Annotated in this window: 15 protein-coding genes and 1 other annotated feature; of the genes, 8 read left to right on the top strand and 7 right to left on the bottom strand. The window is 34.7% G+C overall.

Translation table 11 applies throughout. The features are described 5' to 3' along the window. Positions 1 to 2: 2 nt before the first annotated feature. On the top strand, positions 3 to 359 hold the full coding sequence (locus BG05_RS23890; protein WP_002126339.1) for a DUF3992 domain-containing protein: 357 nt from the start codon (positions 3 to 5) through the stop codon (positions 357 to 359). 24 nt (positions 360 to 383) lie between these two features. Here BG05_RS23890 and brnQ3 read toward each other — a convergent pair whose 3' ends face one another. Further along, positions 384 to 1739, bottom strand: coding sequence for a branched-chain amino acid transport system II carrier protein BrnQ3 (brnQ3, locus tag BG05_RS23885; protein WP_002126341.1), 1356 nt, complete (start codon positions 1737 to 1739; stop codon positions 384 to 386). Between the two features lie 59 nt (positions 1740 to 1798). Continuing rightward, positions 1799 to 2057: a binding site (T-box leader), on the bottom strand. 262 nt (positions 2058 to 2319) lie between these two features. Here brnQ3 and BG05_RS23880 point away from each other — a divergent pair. Beyond that, on the top strand, positions 2320 to 2529 hold the full coding sequence (locus tag BG05_RS23880; RefSeq protein ID WP_000880630.1) for a hypothetical protein: 210 nt from the start codon (positions 2320 to 2322) through the stop codon (positions 2527 to 2529). A 39-nt stretch (positions 2530 to 2568) separates the two neighbouring features. Here the strand turns inward: BG05_RS23880 and BG05_RS23875 are convergent, their stop codons facing one another. After that, the gene (locus BG05_RS23875) at positions 2569 to 3345 is read right to left on the bottom strand and encodes a class I SAM-dependent methyltransferase (RefSeq protein WP_002126342.1); all 777 of its coding nucleotides are present in this window, start codon (positions 3343 to 3345) and stop codon (positions 2569 to 2571) included. 108 nt (positions 3346 to 3453) lie between these two features. Here BG05_RS23875 and BG05_RS23870 point away from each other — a divergent pair, with 108 nt between their 5' ends. Further along, the gene (locus BG05_RS23870; protein WP_002186316.1) at positions 3454 to 4305 is read left to right on the top strand and encodes a YhfM domain-containing protein; all 852 of its coding nucleotides are present in this window, start codon (positions 3454 to 3456) and stop codon (positions 4303 to 4305) included. Between the two features lie 183 nt (positions 4306 to 4488). Here the strand turns inward: BG05_RS23870 and BG05_RS23865 are convergent, their stop codons facing one another. Further along, positions 4489 to 4686: a hypothetical protein gene (locus tag BG05_RS23865; protein ID WP_000776287.1), complete on the bottom strand. Its 198-nt coding sequence runs from the start codon at positions 4684 to 4686 to the stop codon at positions 4489 to 4491. A 152-nt stretch (positions 4687 to 4838) separates the two neighbouring features. Between BG05_RS23865 and BG05_RS23860 the strand changes: the two genes are divergently transcribed. The 3 genes from BG05_RS23860 to hmpA all read left to right on the top strand — a co-directional run bounded on the left by BG05_RS23860 (position 4839) and on the right by hmpA (position 8001). Continuing rightward, positions 4839 to 5936 carry a site-2 protease family protein gene (locus BG05_RS23860; RefSeq protein WP_002186315.1) on the top strand — a complete coding sequence of 366 codons (1098 nt, stop codon included), beginning with the start codon at positions 4839 to 4841 and terminating at the stop codon, positions 5934 to 5936. Positions 5937 to 6050: 114 nt separating this feature from the next. Further along, positions 6051 to 6569: a hypothetical protein gene (locus BG05_RS23855; protein WP_002186313.1), complete on the top strand. Its 519-nt coding sequence runs from the start codon at positions 6051 to 6053 to the stop codon at positions 6567 to 6569. Between the two features lie 223 nt (positions 6570 to 6792). Further along, the gene (gene hmpA / locus BG05_RS23850; RefSeq protein ID WP_002126349.1) at positions 6793 to 8001 is read left to right on the top strand and encodes an NO-inducible flavohemoprotein; all 1209 of its coding nucleotides are present in this window, start codon (positions 6793 to 6795) and stop codon (positions 7999 to 8001) included. Between the two features lie 29 nt (positions 8002 to 8030). On the opposite strand, the gene BG05_RS23845 is transcribed toward hmpA, so the two are convergent. Beyond that, positions 8031 to 8543 carry a Crp/Fnr family transcriptional regulator gene (locus BG05_RS23845; protein WP_002086692.1) on the bottom strand — a complete coding sequence of 171 codons (513 nt, stop codon included), beginning with the start codon at positions 8541 to 8543 and terminating at the stop codon, positions 8031 to 8033. 170 nt (positions 8544 to 8713) lie between these two features. Here BG05_RS23845 and BG05_RS23840 point away from each other — a divergent pair, with 170 nt between their 5' ends. Further along, positions 8714 to 8941, top strand: a complete 228-nt coding sequence (locus tag BG05_RS23840; protein ID WP_000883004.1) for a hypothetical protein — start codon at positions 8714 to 8716, stop codon at positions 8939 to 8941. 293 nt (positions 8942 to 9234) lie between these two features. On the opposite strand, the gene BG05_RS23835 is transcribed toward BG05_RS23840, so the two are convergent. From BG05_RS23835 to BG05_RS23825, 3 genes are all read right to left on the bottom strand, one after another. After that, positions 9235 to 10035 (bottom strand): sulfite exporter TauE/SafE family protein, encoded by an 801-nt coding sequence (locus tag BG05_RS23835; RefSeq protein WP_002126353.1) that lies wholly within the window; start codon positions 10033 to 10035, stop codon positions 9235 to 9237. A gap of 117 nt (positions 10036 to 10152) precedes the next feature. Continuing rightward, a complete protein-coding gene (locus tag BG05_RS23830; protein WP_002126356.1) occupies positions 10153 to 11151 on the bottom strand; it encodes an inorganic phosphate transporter in 999 nt (332 codons plus the stop codon). Between the two features lie 11 nt (positions 11152 to 11162). Continuing rightward, positions 11163 to 11783 carry a DUF47 domain-containing protein gene (locus BG05_RS23825; RefSeq protein WP_000231445.1) on the bottom strand — a complete coding sequence of 207 codons (621 nt, stop codon included), beginning with the start codon at positions 11781 to 11783 and terminating at the stop codon, positions 11163 to 11165. A gap of 311 nt (positions 11784 to 12094) precedes the next feature. Between BG05_RS23825 and BG05_RS23820 the strand changes: the two genes are divergently transcribed. Then, the gene (locus BG05_RS23820) at positions 12095 to 14134 is read left to right on the top strand and encodes a transglycosylase domain-containing protein (RefSeq protein ID WP_003188147.1); all 2040 of its coding nucleotides are present in this window, start codon (positions 12095 to 12097) and stop codon (positions 14132 to 14134) included. The last annotated feature ends 120 nt before the right edge of the window (positions 14135 to 14254 follow it).

The following is a 14254-nucleotide window of genomic DNA, read 5'->3' as shown; positions in this document are numbered from 1 at the left end:
CTTTGACTATATATGGTCAAAGCTTTTTATTGACGGTTATTTATGTAAGCGTTATCATTAAGGTGTTAACAGTACATACAAAGGGGAGAGAGTGTATGTTAGTTCAAACGATATTTGGAATGGATGAAACGAAAAAATTAGGTAACTATGTGAATGCGTTGCAAGCACTTTGTGAACAATATGATATTGAAACAGATCGTATTGCAATTATTGAGGCGACAGAAGAATATTATTTATTTCTAGTGAAGCAAGAAGATTGCTATGATGTTGTAAAAGTAGAAACAGTGGATACGAATATTGATTACTATACGAAGGCTTATAAAGTAAGTAGCTTTAATCATACTTCTTATCAAATGTAAAAAACTCCCGAAATGGGAGTTTTTTTATGATACTTTCGATTCAGGTGAATGATCCGTTAATGGTACTGCTTTGGCGCCACTTAATTTTGCGATAGCAAAACCGATAATAGCCCCAACTAATGCTGGTACTAACCAGCCAATTCCTTCATTATATAGTGGAATAAACTCGAAATAAGATGTGATAGATGAAACAGGAATATTCCCTTGTTTTAATCCATCAAATACGCTCACAATTGCAGATCCAATTAACGCACCTACATAAACAGAACGATATCCACCGAAATATTTATGAAGTAATGATAGTAATACGAGTACAATCGCAATTGGATATACAACAAGTAAAATAGGAACAGAGATTGCGATAATTTTTGTTAAACCTAAGTTGGCAACTAATAATCCTAATGTGCAAATGACACTTGCTAACGTTGTGTATGAAAATTTCGTTAATAATGTTGAGAAGTATTGACTGCATGCAGATACAAGTCCAATACATGTTGTTAAGCAAGCGAGTGTAACGATAAGAGATAATAGAATTAGACCATATGGCCCGAGTAATTGTTGTACGATAACGGTAAGTAGCTGTCCGCCGTTTGTTGCGTATCCGAGAGAGACACTAGTTGTACCGAGCCAGCCAAGTGCACCATATACAAGTACGAGACCAGTAGCGGCAATAAGTCCTGCTTTTGCTGTTGCGATGGCAATTGATTTGCGGTCATTCACACCTTTTGAGCGAATTGCATTTACAACGATAATTCCAAATGCAAGCGCTGAAATGGTATCCATCGTTAAGTATCCTTCCATAAAACCTTTGAAAACTGGAGAAGTTTGATACTCTTGCATTGCTGGTCCTGATTGCCCAAGTGGTGAAAATACACTCTTAAAGAATAATAAGAAAATAGAGAGTAATAAAATAGGTGTTAATACGCTTCCGATACGATCGACGAGTTTAGAAGGATTTAAACTAAGCCAAAATACGATAGCAAAGAAGATGACTGTGTATAAAAATAGCGTTAGGCTGCTAGAGCGAATAGTTTCTGGTAAGAAAGAACTAATTCCCATTTCATAAGCGACATTAGCAACACGTGGGATGCCCATAGATGGACCGATTGCAATGTATACAACTACCGTAAAGAATATTCCGAATAATGGGTGAACATGACTTGCAAGTTGTTGCATTCCATTTCCTGATAGAGAAATAGCGATAACAGTAAGTAGTGGTAAGCCGACTCCTGTTAGTAAAAAACCAATCATTGCTGGCCAAAAGTTTTCACCAGCATTTTGTCCAAGCATTGGAGGGAAAATTAAATTTCCTGCTCCAAAAAATAAAGAAAACAGCATAAGACCTGTGAAAAAAACATGTTTTTTTGATACAGTGTTCATTGTTTTTTTTCTCCTTTTTTGTAAATTCATTGTAAGAACACAAAAAACTCGTCCCTTAAGAAAGGGACGAGTTATATTTACCCGCGATACCACCCTAATTTATACATGTAGAAATATATCTATATGTATACGGCTTTACAACGTACAACATGATACGTGTTCCTTGTAACGGGGGACGACCGGTAAGAACTTACTTTAGCATTCGGTTCTACTTCTCGGAGATGATTTTCGGTTACGAACTGAGCGTTGGCTTTCAGCAAAATACCAACTCTCTGGGGAACAGCTCTATAACATACTCGTTCTCGTCAATGAATTTTTATTCAAGTATTCTGACAACATTTTTACATGTTTTTTTTAGAAAGTCAACATATTTTTTGGGAAATACACTTTCCTGTAGAAATATAGCTGAGAATATAAGGGTTAATACTATTTGTAAAAATGCTGTAAAACATTATAGAGAATTGTAAAGTTTATGGAGAAAATCGATATTTATAGGAGTAAGGAAGGAATTGTTTGAATTTGCAGAGAATAATACAACAATCCACTTGCTGGAAAGAACAAACCAAAAGAGGTGACTGAAATGCTTGCGATGGGAGTATTATTTGGCATTATTGCTATAATTGGTTTTATGTGGTTATATTATTCGCGTTCGTTTAAACAAGCAGAAGTTTTACTCTTTCAAAAAGGTAGTTTGTTGACAAATCAGTCTAGATATTTAGTATGTCCGAAGTGTGGAAGTGCACAGGCCAGGAGTGGAGGATATCAAGAGTGTTGCAAAATTAGATTATGAAAGAAGGAAGCCTCACATTATTTTGTGAGGCTTCCTTCCTTACAATTTTTTCGCGCTCCAAATTGTCCAACGATCTCTTTCGATGATAGGAGAGACGTTTTGTAATGCCGTTTGGATATGATGTAGAAGTTGAGAAAGTTCATTATCTGTTAGTTCATATAGAATGGATCGGCCTGTTCGAGGAGATAAATCTTGTAGCAAAGCCTCTACAGAATCATGTACTTTTCGTACTTCCCATTGTGTTTGAATGGGGAGCGCTTGAAGAGGATATGTTTGTAATAATTGCTGTATAGTAGTGGTTTTTGGTCTTCTTTGCGCTTCTGTTTCAATGAGTTTTGGAAAGACCGAGAAAAAATATCCACGAAGGTGTTCAGGACTTCCTGGGATTATACAATCTTCAATGGTCCGGTCTTGTAAAATAAGTAGACCGTCTTTTTTTAATATACGAGAAGCCTCTCGTATAAATGTGGGAATATCATGCAAATGATGAATGACTGCACGAGAAATGACAAGGTCGAATGTTTCATTAGGGAATGAGATATTATGTGCATCACCGTGAATGAATGAAATGTTTGGGAAGGCATTACAATTTTCTTTTGCAGCTTGTAATATTTCTTTTGAAAAATCAAGCCCAACAACACTTTTGGCTCCCATAAGAGCAAGTTCTTTCGTGTAAATGCCGCCACCACAACCTATATCAATTACTTGTTTATTTTGCACATCTACAATATTGTTTATTGTTTCCTGCCATGAAATATGTGCGTTACGATTTGCATACGTATACTTATTATTTGCATCATGAAAATTAATGGACATTGTAAAATCCTCCCTTCAGTTTATAGTATAGCTCATTCTATATAATGTAACGTTTTTGTTTTATGCATGAGGATTATAAGAATTTCTTATTGGAAAAGGAGAATCGATTTGAAAGGGAAATATTTAATGTTTTTATGTGTTATTTTACTCGCGTCGTGTGGTCAATCCGAGCAAAAGAAAGAACCGGAACAAGTAGAGGAGACAGTGAATGAAATGAGAGAACCATTACAAATAACTGTTATGCAAAAAGGTAAAGAAGAAAAAAATTTAAAGAAAATGGATGCGGAGTTGGTGGTGGATATTATAAACAAAGCGGAAAAACAAGAAGTAACGGGTAGTTTTGGTGAACCGGAATATGAAATACAAATTAGTAGTGATGGAAAAAAAGAAACATATTATGCATGGTTAAGAGGAGAAGATCGCCGAGGATGGATTCAATATAAGAAAGATATGTATATGCTTAACGAAAAAGATACGGAAAAGCTTTTGGCTATCTTTCCAAAGATTCCAGAACAAAAAGAAGATGAGATGCAGGTAGGTACTTTAACGGAAGTAACAAAAAAAGACATGCAGATTACTGCGTTTCATATTAAAGCTGGTGATCAAAAAATGAATTATACAGTACGTTATACGATTTCACAATCACTATATAATAAGTTAGCAAAGGAACAAGAATATTATTTGCAATTAATTTTCCCGGAAAAGGTCCAAAAATTAATTGGCGCAAAAGAGAGTGAAATAATTTCAGCTGAAAAAGTAAAGGAAGGGTATAAACAGTATGAGTTGAATGTTACTGTTCCGATAAAAGATGCTTCAGAATCACAATTAAAATCACTAGAAACCTATTATGATAATCACGATTTACAAATATTAAATAGTAAGAAAGAAAAAGTAGGAGCATTTCAAAACATTATTCAAATTGTTAAAGAGTATGGTGAAAAAATGAATTTACAAAGATAAAGTGAAATTTTAATCAGTGGGGGCATCCCCCGCTGATTATTAGCACGAATCCTACCTAAATTCTTTGCTCCAGCCGAATTTTGAGGTGGGATTCTTACTGCCCGTAAATAGCGGGCAGTAAGAATCATAAAGTCTATATGGCCTTTCCTAGGAAATGATAATAGAGGGGAAAGATCCCCTCTATTATTTTGCTTTTGCAGATGGCTCATTCATTGATTTTCGTGTAATTAGAAAGGAAATCATAAGAGCAGAAAGAATAATAAGGGCTATAAATAAGTGATTTGGCAACCAATCTAATAATAATACGTAGCTGACGGTATAAAAAATAAGAGTTGAAGCTAAAAACGATAGAGCGCCTATCATAAGAGATTGTAATTTCATTTGTATTTACCTCCTTTTATTTTTATTTTTGGCTAAAAATGGATGGAATAAACATTATTTCTAACAATAGAAAAAAATATGTCATAATAGAGAAAAAGAATAAGTTTTGATGAGTGTATATGGCTCAATAAAGCGAGATAAAGGAGAGGAATATGAAAAATAATAAAAAAGGATTATGGGGAGTTATAGTTGCAATAGGGTTATTTTTACTATCTAAGTTAAAATGGGTATTTGCAATTTTTAAGTTAGCAAAATTTTCAACAGTATTTAGTATGTTTTTATCGCTTGGTGCATACGCAGTCATATATGGTTGGAAGTTTGGGGTAGCACTCGTATATTTATTGTTTGTACATGAGATGGGGCATTTATGGGCAGCGAGAAAGAAAGGGATACCAACATCGCCAGCAATCTTCATACCATTTATGGGAGCTCTTATTGGGATGAAAGAGATGCCGAAAAATGCAAAAGATGAAGCTTACATTGCATATATGGGACCTCTTTTCGGATTGCTTTCATTTTTACCTGCGATCCCACTGTATATAATCACGAAAGAGCCGTTTTGGGCGCTTATTATTTTACTTGGAAGTATGATTAATTTCTTTAATTTAATTCCAGTTTCTCCATTAGATGGTGGACGAATAATTTCAGTTGTAAGCACGAAAATTTGGGGAGCAGGGCTAGTTTTACTACTCGGCTATTCTATTTACTTCAAGAGTATTTTAGGAGGATTTATTTTTATTATCGGCTGTATGGAACTATATAGAGTAATAAAGAGAGATGAGCCGATTAAGGAATTAGGATATAAAATCGATGGAATGACAGGATATGTTGCTAGGCTTGAAGAGGAATTAAAAGAAACTGGTGCGGTGCATCGAACGATTTATATGATTCACCATGAAATGAACGTATTAAGACAAAGAGAACGTGAAAAAGAATTAAAAACAGGAGAACTTCAAAAGATTGAAGTGCTAGAGTACCTTTTACCAAAATTTGAGCCACTTGATTATGTCCCATATGAAGATGAAAAAGAAATGCATACAATTCATATAAGAGAAGCATTTGAAATGTCAGAAAGAAAATTAAATGAATGGGAAACAGAAAAGGAACAACAAGAAAATTATTATAAAGTCGATACGAAAACGAAATGGACAGTATTTGCTTGTTATATCGGATTAATGGCTATACTCGGTTATACAGCTTATGAAGGTTATGTTGTTTTACAAGAGCATTTACCAAGGAGAAGTTTGTAGAAAAATAGTGTCGAAATGAAAAGGAGGATTTAAACAGGAATTACATTTCTACGAGAGAATGTTACAAGTGTAACAGTACATTGTAATATTCATAGTAGAAAAGGGGTTCTGTATATGAAGAAATTGTTAAGTGTATTGGTAACTATTACTGTGATGGCAATAGCGAGCTATAGTCTTATGAAAGTACTATTATATTATGCGAATAAGTCTGCTGGAGTAAATACAGTAGCACAAATAGAAGAGGTGCAAGAGAAGAAGAAGACACTCGATTTTGTTCGTACGACACATGAAAGTTATAATAATTTCTTGAATTATGGCAAGGCAGAGAAATATACAGATGGGGATTGGAAACATTTTAAACGATGGTTTCAAGAGCAAGAAGCCTCTTTAAAAAATATACATAAAGAAATAAAAAATGAAAAAATAAAACGCGATGTGAATAGAAGTTATGAAATTGTAAAAAAAGGTGTGGAGCTTCAGAATATTGAGTATGTAATCTATGCTCATCGCGTATATCATGACTTGGATATACTTGTGAATAAACATAAAGGTGAAACGAATATATGGGGGTATACAGAGTTTGGAGATGGGCAAAATATAAGAGTAATTGAACAAGCAATACAAACAAAGTAGTAGGCTAGCTAGAATTCTAGTTAGCTTTTTTTTTGAGCACAATTAATGGGGGCTAATAATTAGTAGCGGATGGGAGCACATCACTATTTAAAATTTATTTAATATGTGCATTGTTCATATATTTTTCACAAAAACACCATGTTAATAGTGATTAAAATCACAATATGTATTATACAATTCAGTTAAACTAAAAACAGTTAAGGAAATAGAGGAGTGGCATACAATGTTGAGTGCAAAAACAATTGAAATCGTAAAGTCAACAGTACCGTTATTACAAGAAAAAGGCGTTGAGATTACAACGAGATTTTATCAAATTTTATTTTCGGAACATCCGGAGTTATTGAATATTTTCAACCATACGAACCAGAAAAAAGGAAGACAACAACAAGCATTAGCAAATGCTGTTTATGCAGCTGCAATGTACATTGATAATTTAGAAGCTATTATTCCAGTTGTAAAACAAATCGGTCATAAGCATAGAAGTTTAGGTATTAAAGCAGAGCATTATCCAATAGTAGGTACATGCTTACTACGAGCGATTAAAGAGGTCGCAGGCGCGCCTGATGAAGTTTTAAATGCATGGGGAGAAGCGTATGGCGTCATTGCTGATGCATTCATTAGCATTGAAGCGGGTATGTATGAAGAAGCTGCACATAAAGAAGGTGGGTGGAAAGATTTCCGCAACTTTGTGATTGTTAAAAAAGTGAAGGAAAGCGACGTTATTACATCATTTTATTTAAAACCTGAAGATGGCGGGAAAGTTTCTTCATTCATCCCAGGACAATATGTAACGATTCAAATAAATATTAAAGGTGAGACATATACACATAATCGTCAATATAGCTTGTCTGATGCTCCAGGAAAAGAATATTATCGTATTAGTGTAAAGAAAGAAAAAGGTGTAGATACACCAGATGGTAAAGTATCTAATTACTTACATGATCATGTAGGGGAAGGGGATGTCTTACCAGTAAGTGCACCAGCGGGAGATTTCGTATTAAATATGGAGTCAACATTACCTGTTGTACTAATTAGTGGTGGAGTAGGTATTACACCGATGATGAGTATGTTAAATACGTTAATTGAACAAGAATCCAAGCGTAATGTATGCTTTGTTCATGCAGCGATAAATAGTAATACACATGCGATGAAAGAGCATGTTGAGACAGTAGAAAAAGAGTATGAACAAGTTAAAGCATATACTTGCTATTCTTCACCGACAGAGCAAGATGTGGAAATGAAGAATTTTGATCAAGAAGGATTCATTGAACGTGAATGGTTACAAACTATTATTCCAACAACTGAAGCAGAATTTTATTTCTGCGGTCCAGTACCATTTATGAAACATATAAATGCAGCATTAATTGATTTGGGTGTTAAACAAGAGAACATTCATTATGAATTTTTCGGTCCCGCAGCAAGCTTACAATAGGTTAACGTTGCCAAGCGAAAAACGAGGTATTATTTTACCTCGTTTTTTGCTTGTTCTCTAAGTAAGCGATTTACTGTTTCGCGGCGTACACCTATGAGCTGACCAATTTCAGTTTGTGTTAATATTTCATAAATAGGGATGTCACCTAAATAAAAGGTGAACCACTCTTGTAAACGATGAAGGCGCTCTTTAGGAGAGACAGTTGTCAATTGATCGATACGCTGTTGCATCATTCTTAACTTCGATTGTAATTGTATAGCGATATTTTCATATGATGCAGGATTTGCCTGAAGTTTGTCGTACCATTCATTGCTAATTATAGGCTCGACTTCTGTTTTCATTAAAGCGATAGCTGTACCGTGATATTCCTTCGGTGAAATTAAAGAATGGTGAGGTATCGTTTCACCAGGAACGATAATATTAAATAAAAATGGTGTTCCGTCTTCTTCTAACCGAATCACTTTTAATAAACCTGTTTTTATAAAATATAATGGACCGTCCTCACCTTGACGGAATAATACATCTCCCTTATGTAGAATCAATGTTAGCCCCCCATTAAAACATTTCTATTTCTTATATTTTAGCGTATATGTATAAAGACAATATGCTTTTTAAACAGCAATTTCATTGACGAAATGTATGCTATTACAGTAGTATACTATTTAGTGTGCAATAGTACTAGCAATGAATACGCTGTAGGGGGTTTAGTATATTGTTAGATGCGATGAAGATGACGGATATGAGAATTCCGGCGAATGCTATCATTCATGTAGAAGAGATGAAAGGTGGAGTCGTTTTATCCGTTGAAATAGACGGCCAAATTATTTATACGATGGCTTATGATGAAGAAACAGATAGTTATGCTGAATTATATGATCGAAACGATAAGAGGGCGTGCCAAGTACATGAAGACTTTATGGGATGGTCACTTCTTCACTAAAAAGATGTCAATATGACATCTTTTTTTATTGAATCGATAGATTATACAAAGAAATGAAATATAAGGATAAAATTTGTAATAAATGATTTTGCATTGTTAGCGCTTTGTAACTGTAAGATAACTGTTTTTTCGCTATCATAAAGATAACAGTCATAGCTATAGGAGTGGTCAACTTGAAGAAATTACATATTTCAAATTTTATGCTATTAAGTGTTTGTTTAGTTTTATTTGTTCTCCTAGGAGCCTTTTTATATTCATGTGTATAAGAAAAAACGCATTCTAGAAAGAACGCGTTATAAAAATGAAGTAATGATTAATCTAGTTCCAAGAATAATTAATGTGATACGTAATAAATTAATTATTGCATTACCGCTTAATTTTGTGTTAATATAAGCCCCGATTTTTCCGCCAATCCATGCACCAGGAATAAGAATTAATGCATAAGCCCAGCTGACATTTCCTAGAGAGATGTGAGTTAAAGAACTTACAATTGCTGAGAGAAATACGATAAACATTGAAGTTGCTACAGCAATGTGTGCTGGGAACGCAAAAAGGAGCATCATCGCTGGCACAAGTAAGGCACCACCACCGATTCCAAATAATCCGGATATAAATCCAACTATAAAGGCAATAAAGATAGCGAGAAATGGTGGGAATTGATAGTCTACAGTATTTCCTTCGTTATCTGTAAAAGATCGCTTAATTACAGTCATATTTGATAGGGAAAGAGGTTTCAATTTGTCTCGTAGTATAAGAAGAATGGAGACGAATATAAGAAAAATCCCAAAGTATAAAGAAAATGTATCTTGGTTTAAAAATTTGTTTGCCCATGATCCGATAATACCACCAGGGCCACTCCCGATAAATAAAATAAGTCCACTTTTATAATCTACCCGTTTATGTTTCATATAAGTAAGGGTAGAAGCCAGCCCTGTAAAAACGACTGTTACCATAGAAGTTCCTACTGCGAGTTGTGGTGATAAACTGTGTAATCCAATTAATAACGGAACGATAATAATTCCGCCCCCAAGTCCGACTAGGCTCCCGACTGTCCCGGCGATTAATCCGATGAAAAGTAACATGATGTATTCCAAAATTGCCAACTCCTCTATATAACTTATCCATCAATCATTATACACGCTTTTTAATAAGAAATAGGCTTGTTCACAAAAAAGTCGTCTTCCTAGAAAAATAAGGAAGACGACTTTTGATTAAAAGATTAAGTGTAATAAGTAGTAAAATAATGCAGCTAAAGAAGCTGAAATAGGAAGTGTAATAACCCATGTAATTAACATGCGTTTTGCAGTTCCCCATTTTACACCTTTCACGCGATGTGAAGCACCAACTCCTAAAATAGAAGAAGAGATAACGTGCGTCGTACTAACCGGTAAGTGAATAAATGTTGCGCCGAAAATAACAAGTGATGATGATAAATCGGCAGCTACACCATTTACAGGACGAATTTTCATAATTTGTCCACCGACAGTTTTAATAATTTTCCAACCACCGACAGAAGTACCAAGACCCATTGCGATTGCACAAGATAATTGTACCCAGAAAGGGATATCGCCAGAAGTATGATAGTTATTGGCCATAAGAGCCATCGTAATGATTCCCATTGCTTTTTGTGCATCATTCGTACCGTGCGTATAAGCTTGCAATGCAGCGGTGAAAATCTGGAATATACGGAAGTTCTTGTTCGTTTTCGTTAAGTTAAAGTTTTTAAATACCACTTTAAAAATACTATATACGATGTAACCAATAACAAAAGCGATGATCGGTGAAATGATTAAAGCTTCAAGAATTTTTATAAACCCTTTATAGTTTAATGAGCTAATACCAGCAGCAGCAATTGCTGCACCAGCGATTGCGCCAATGATTGCATGCGAAGAACTACTTGGAATGCCATAGTACCAAGTGATCAAATTCCAGACTATTGCCGCAAGCAAAGCAGCTAAAATTACAAGAGAACCATTTTGCAAAGCAAACGGGTCAACAATATCTTTTGTAATCGTTTTTGCTACACCTGTAAATGTCATCGCACCTAAAAAGTTCATAATAGCTGCCATAACAATTGCATGTCTAGGCTTTAGAGCTTTCGTTGAAACAGCCGTTGCAATAGCGTTTGCTGTATCGTGAAATCCATTGATAAAGTCAAAAGCTAAAGCGCAAATGACTACTAAAACGGTCAGTATCAAGAGTGTATCCATGATCAAACTCCTTACGCGTTCTTCATAATGATTGTTTCTAATACGTTTGCAACGCTTTGACAGCTATCAGCTACTTCTTCAAGCTCTTCGTAAATCTCTTTAAATTGAATAATCTTAATCGGATCTTTCTCACGAGAGAATAAGTGCTTAATCGCATGACGGCGAATATCATCACATTGTGACTCGTAATCCTTAATCTTGATCGCATTTGTACGAATATCGACTAATTTCTTTTTAGAAAGTAGTTCAACAGAATTTGCAATCTCAATCGCACATTGATTAATTGCTTCAACGAATTTAATCATGTATTCATCAGCTTCTGTAATAGAATACATTTCGAATAGACCAGCACTGTGATCTAATCCGTCTAATACATCATCCATACTCATTGCAAGTTGTAGGATGTCTTCACGTTCAATAGGAGTAATAAACGCTTTGTTTAGCTCCATAATGATTTCGTGAATGAATGAGTCACCTTTTGACTCATACTCTTTCATGCGCATAGAAAACTCTTTTAAATCGCTAGCATTTTTAATTTTATACTCCACGAAAAACTGCGCGCCTTCTTTTAAATTTTCGGAAACGTTCATAAGCATTTCAGAAAATTTATCTTTTTTTGATTTAAAGACCATTATTGTTACCCCCACAAAAGTAATATATGTAAAATATATTGGCTAATCAATTCTAACAAAAAACTGTCGTTTTTTAAAACATTTTATCGAAAAGTTTACAAAAACTTAACAAAACTCTCATTGTTGTATTAATAATATTAATACTCAACAATGAATATCTTACTTGTAGAATGTCCTTTTCTTGCAAAAAGTATGAATGTGAAAGAAAAGCTTTACACTATAGGAACGACTACGTTATTATAATAAATTTAAAAGGAGGTATATTCTTCCTTTTAAAAAAAAGAGTGTAAACAAATGAAGGAAGTGAACCAATGAAATTGAAGAACACTCACTTTAAAAAAACGCTTGAGTGGTTCAATAAGAGGAAGAAACTACGCAATTCATTAATTGTATTGGGAAGTTTACTTGCTACTCTATTTATTGTTGTAAATATAATAATTTCCATTCAAGATATATCTGAATTAAAACAAGCTGTTCCACAACCGACTTTAATTTATGATGCAAATAATGAAGTTGCGACTAAATTAGCTTCTTCTAAAACAGAAGGGGTCAAAAGGAAAGATATTCCTGATATTATGGTTCAAGCAATTGTTGCAGTAGAAGATAAGGAATTTTTTAGTCATCATGGTATTTACTATAGTGGAATTATAAGTGCTGTATTTAAGAACATTACAGCCGGTGAAGTTGTGGCAGGTGGTAGTACAATTACACAACAACTTGCGAAAAATGTATTTTTAACGCAAGACCGTACATTCTCGCGTAAAATAAAGGAATACTTTCTAACGAAAAAAATAGAACGTACTTATACGAAAGATGAAATTGTTGAAATGTATATGAATCAAATTTATTTTGGTGAAGGTGCTTGGGGGATAAAAAGAGCAGCTAAATCTTATTTTGATAAAGAAGTAAAAGACTTAACGATTTCAGAAGCTGCAACGATTGCAGGATTAATTAAAGCGCCATCTGCGTATTCGCCGTATAAAACCTTTAATAAATCAATTGAAAGACGTAATGTCGTATTAGGTTTAATGAAGGAGCAAGGATATATTTCTGAAGAACAATATAATCAGGAGAAAGAATCAGGTCTTGTATTACGACGTGGTGTTGACGATAAATATAAGGGGAAATATTCTCAATACGTAGATTATATTGTTAGAGAAGCGATGGACAAGTATGAATTAACACAAAATGAAATTTTAGCAGGTGGCTATCGTATTTATACGGAACTTGACTCGAAAAAACAACAAGCGGTTGAAGATGTTGTGAATAATGATAGTTATTTTAAAGATAGTGGCTCAGATCAGCTTATGCAAACTGGAGTGGTCCTTATGAATCCAAAAACTGGCGGTGTTCCGGCTTTAGTTGGAGGCAGAGGTCCTTATCAATTTTTACAGTTTAATCATGCAACACAATTAAAAAGACAGCCAGGTTCAACGTTAAAGCCTCTTGCAGTGTATGTACCAGCGTTAGAACAAGGATATGAAGTATACGATGTCTTAAAAGATGAACCGTTTAATATTAAAGAATATGCACCACAAAATAGTGATCATACGTTCCATGGTAATGTGACGATGTATGAAGCGGTGGCAAAGTCATATAATGTTTCAGCAGTTTGGCTATTAGAGAAAATTGGATTAGATAAAGGATTGAAATCTTTAGAGCGGTTTGGTATTCCATTAGAGCCTGAAGACCATACGTATCCGATTGCTTTAGGAGGTATGCATGTAGGGACTTCACCATTTGTAATGGCTCAAGCGTATAGCGCACTTGCAAATGATGGTGTCCAAGTAGAAGCCCATGCCATTAGAGAAATCCAAAATGCTGAAGGGAAAACAATTGGAAAATGGTATAAGAAAGAAACTCGTGTGACGAACGAGAAAGTTGCCCAAAAGATGACATACTTATTAAAAGGTGTTATTGAAAGGGGAACAGGTGAAAAAGCGAAAGTTAATAATATCGATACCGCAGGCAAGACAGGGACTACCCAGCTTGTAAATGGACCAAGCACTGGTGCGAAGGATTCGTGGTTTGTTGGATACACACCGGATTTAGTAGGTGCGATTTGGGTAGGGTATGATAAAACGGATAGTGAGCATTATGTGCCAGGAGGCAGCCAAATTACAACGACAATGTTCCGGGATATTATGAAGAAAGCGAATGGAAATCCAACTCAAAAGGCATTTCAGTTATCGCTAATACCTGAGGCGGATTATACAAAACAATTAAAAACGATTGAGGAAGAAAAACGAAGGAAAGAAGAAGAGAAAAAACGAAAAGAAGAGGAACAACAAAGAAAAGAACAGCAAAATGAATGGATAGATAAAGTGAAAGAGTGGATTCCATTTTGGTAAAAAAAGAGGCGAATAACGAGTTCGCCTCTTTTTTATGAGAAATGAGCGGTTTTATCTCGGTTCAAAATGTGGCAACAGAAAAGAAGTTAGGTGAGAATCGAGCTGCCTATAAAAATTTGA

Source organism: Bacillus mycoides, from assembly GCF_000832605.1.
Taxonomy (GTDB): domain Bacteria; phylum Bacillota; class Bacilli; order Bacillales; family Bacillaceae_G; genus Bacillus_A; species Bacillus_A mycoides.
The sequence above is the reverse complement of the archived record's forward strand: the minus strand, read 5'-3'. Positions and strand labels throughout refer to the sequence as shown.

Excerpts from the sequence above, each read along its gene's own strand:
- brnQ3 (WP_002126341.1), bottom strand. The coding sequence starts at position 1,739 with ATGAACACTGTATCAAAAAAACATGTTTTTTTCACAGGTCTTATGCTG.
- BG05_RS23880 (WP_000880630.1), top strand. The coding sequence starts at position 2,320 with ATGCTTGCGATGGGAGTATTATTTGGCATTATTGCTATAATTGGTTTT.
- BG05_RS23875 (WP_002126342.1), bottom strand. The coding sequence starts at position 3,345 with ATGTCCATTAATTTTCATGATGCAAATAATAAGTATACGTATGCAAAT.
- BG05_RS23865 (WP_000776287.1), bottom strand. The coding sequence starts at position 4,686 with ATGAAATTACAATCTCTTATGATAGGCGCTCTATCGTTTTTAGCTTCA.
- BG05_RS23860 (WP_002186315.1), top strand. The coding sequence starts at position 4,839 with ATGAAAAATAATAAAAAAGGATTATGGGGAGTTATAGTTGCAATAGGG.
- BG05_RS23855 (WP_002186313.1), top strand. The coding sequence starts at position 6,051 with ATGAAGAAATTGTTAAGTGTATTGGTAACTATTACTGTGATGGCAATA.
- hmpA (WP_002126349.1), top strand. The coding sequence starts at position 6,793 with ATGTTGAGTGCAAAAACAATTGAAATCGTAAAGTCAACAGTACCGTTA.
- BG05_RS23830 (WP_002126356.1), bottom strand. The coding sequence starts at position 11,151 with ATGGATACACTCTTGATACTGACCGTTTTAGTAGTCATTTGCGCTTTA.
- BG05_RS23825 (WP_000231445.1), bottom strand. The coding sequence starts at position 11,783 with ATGGTCTTTAAATCAAAAAAAGATAAATTTTCTGAAATGCTTATGAAC.
- BG05_RS23820 (WP_003188147.1), top strand. The coding sequence starts at position 12,095 with ATGAAATTGAAGAACACTCACTTTAAAAAAACGCTTGAGTGGTTCAAT.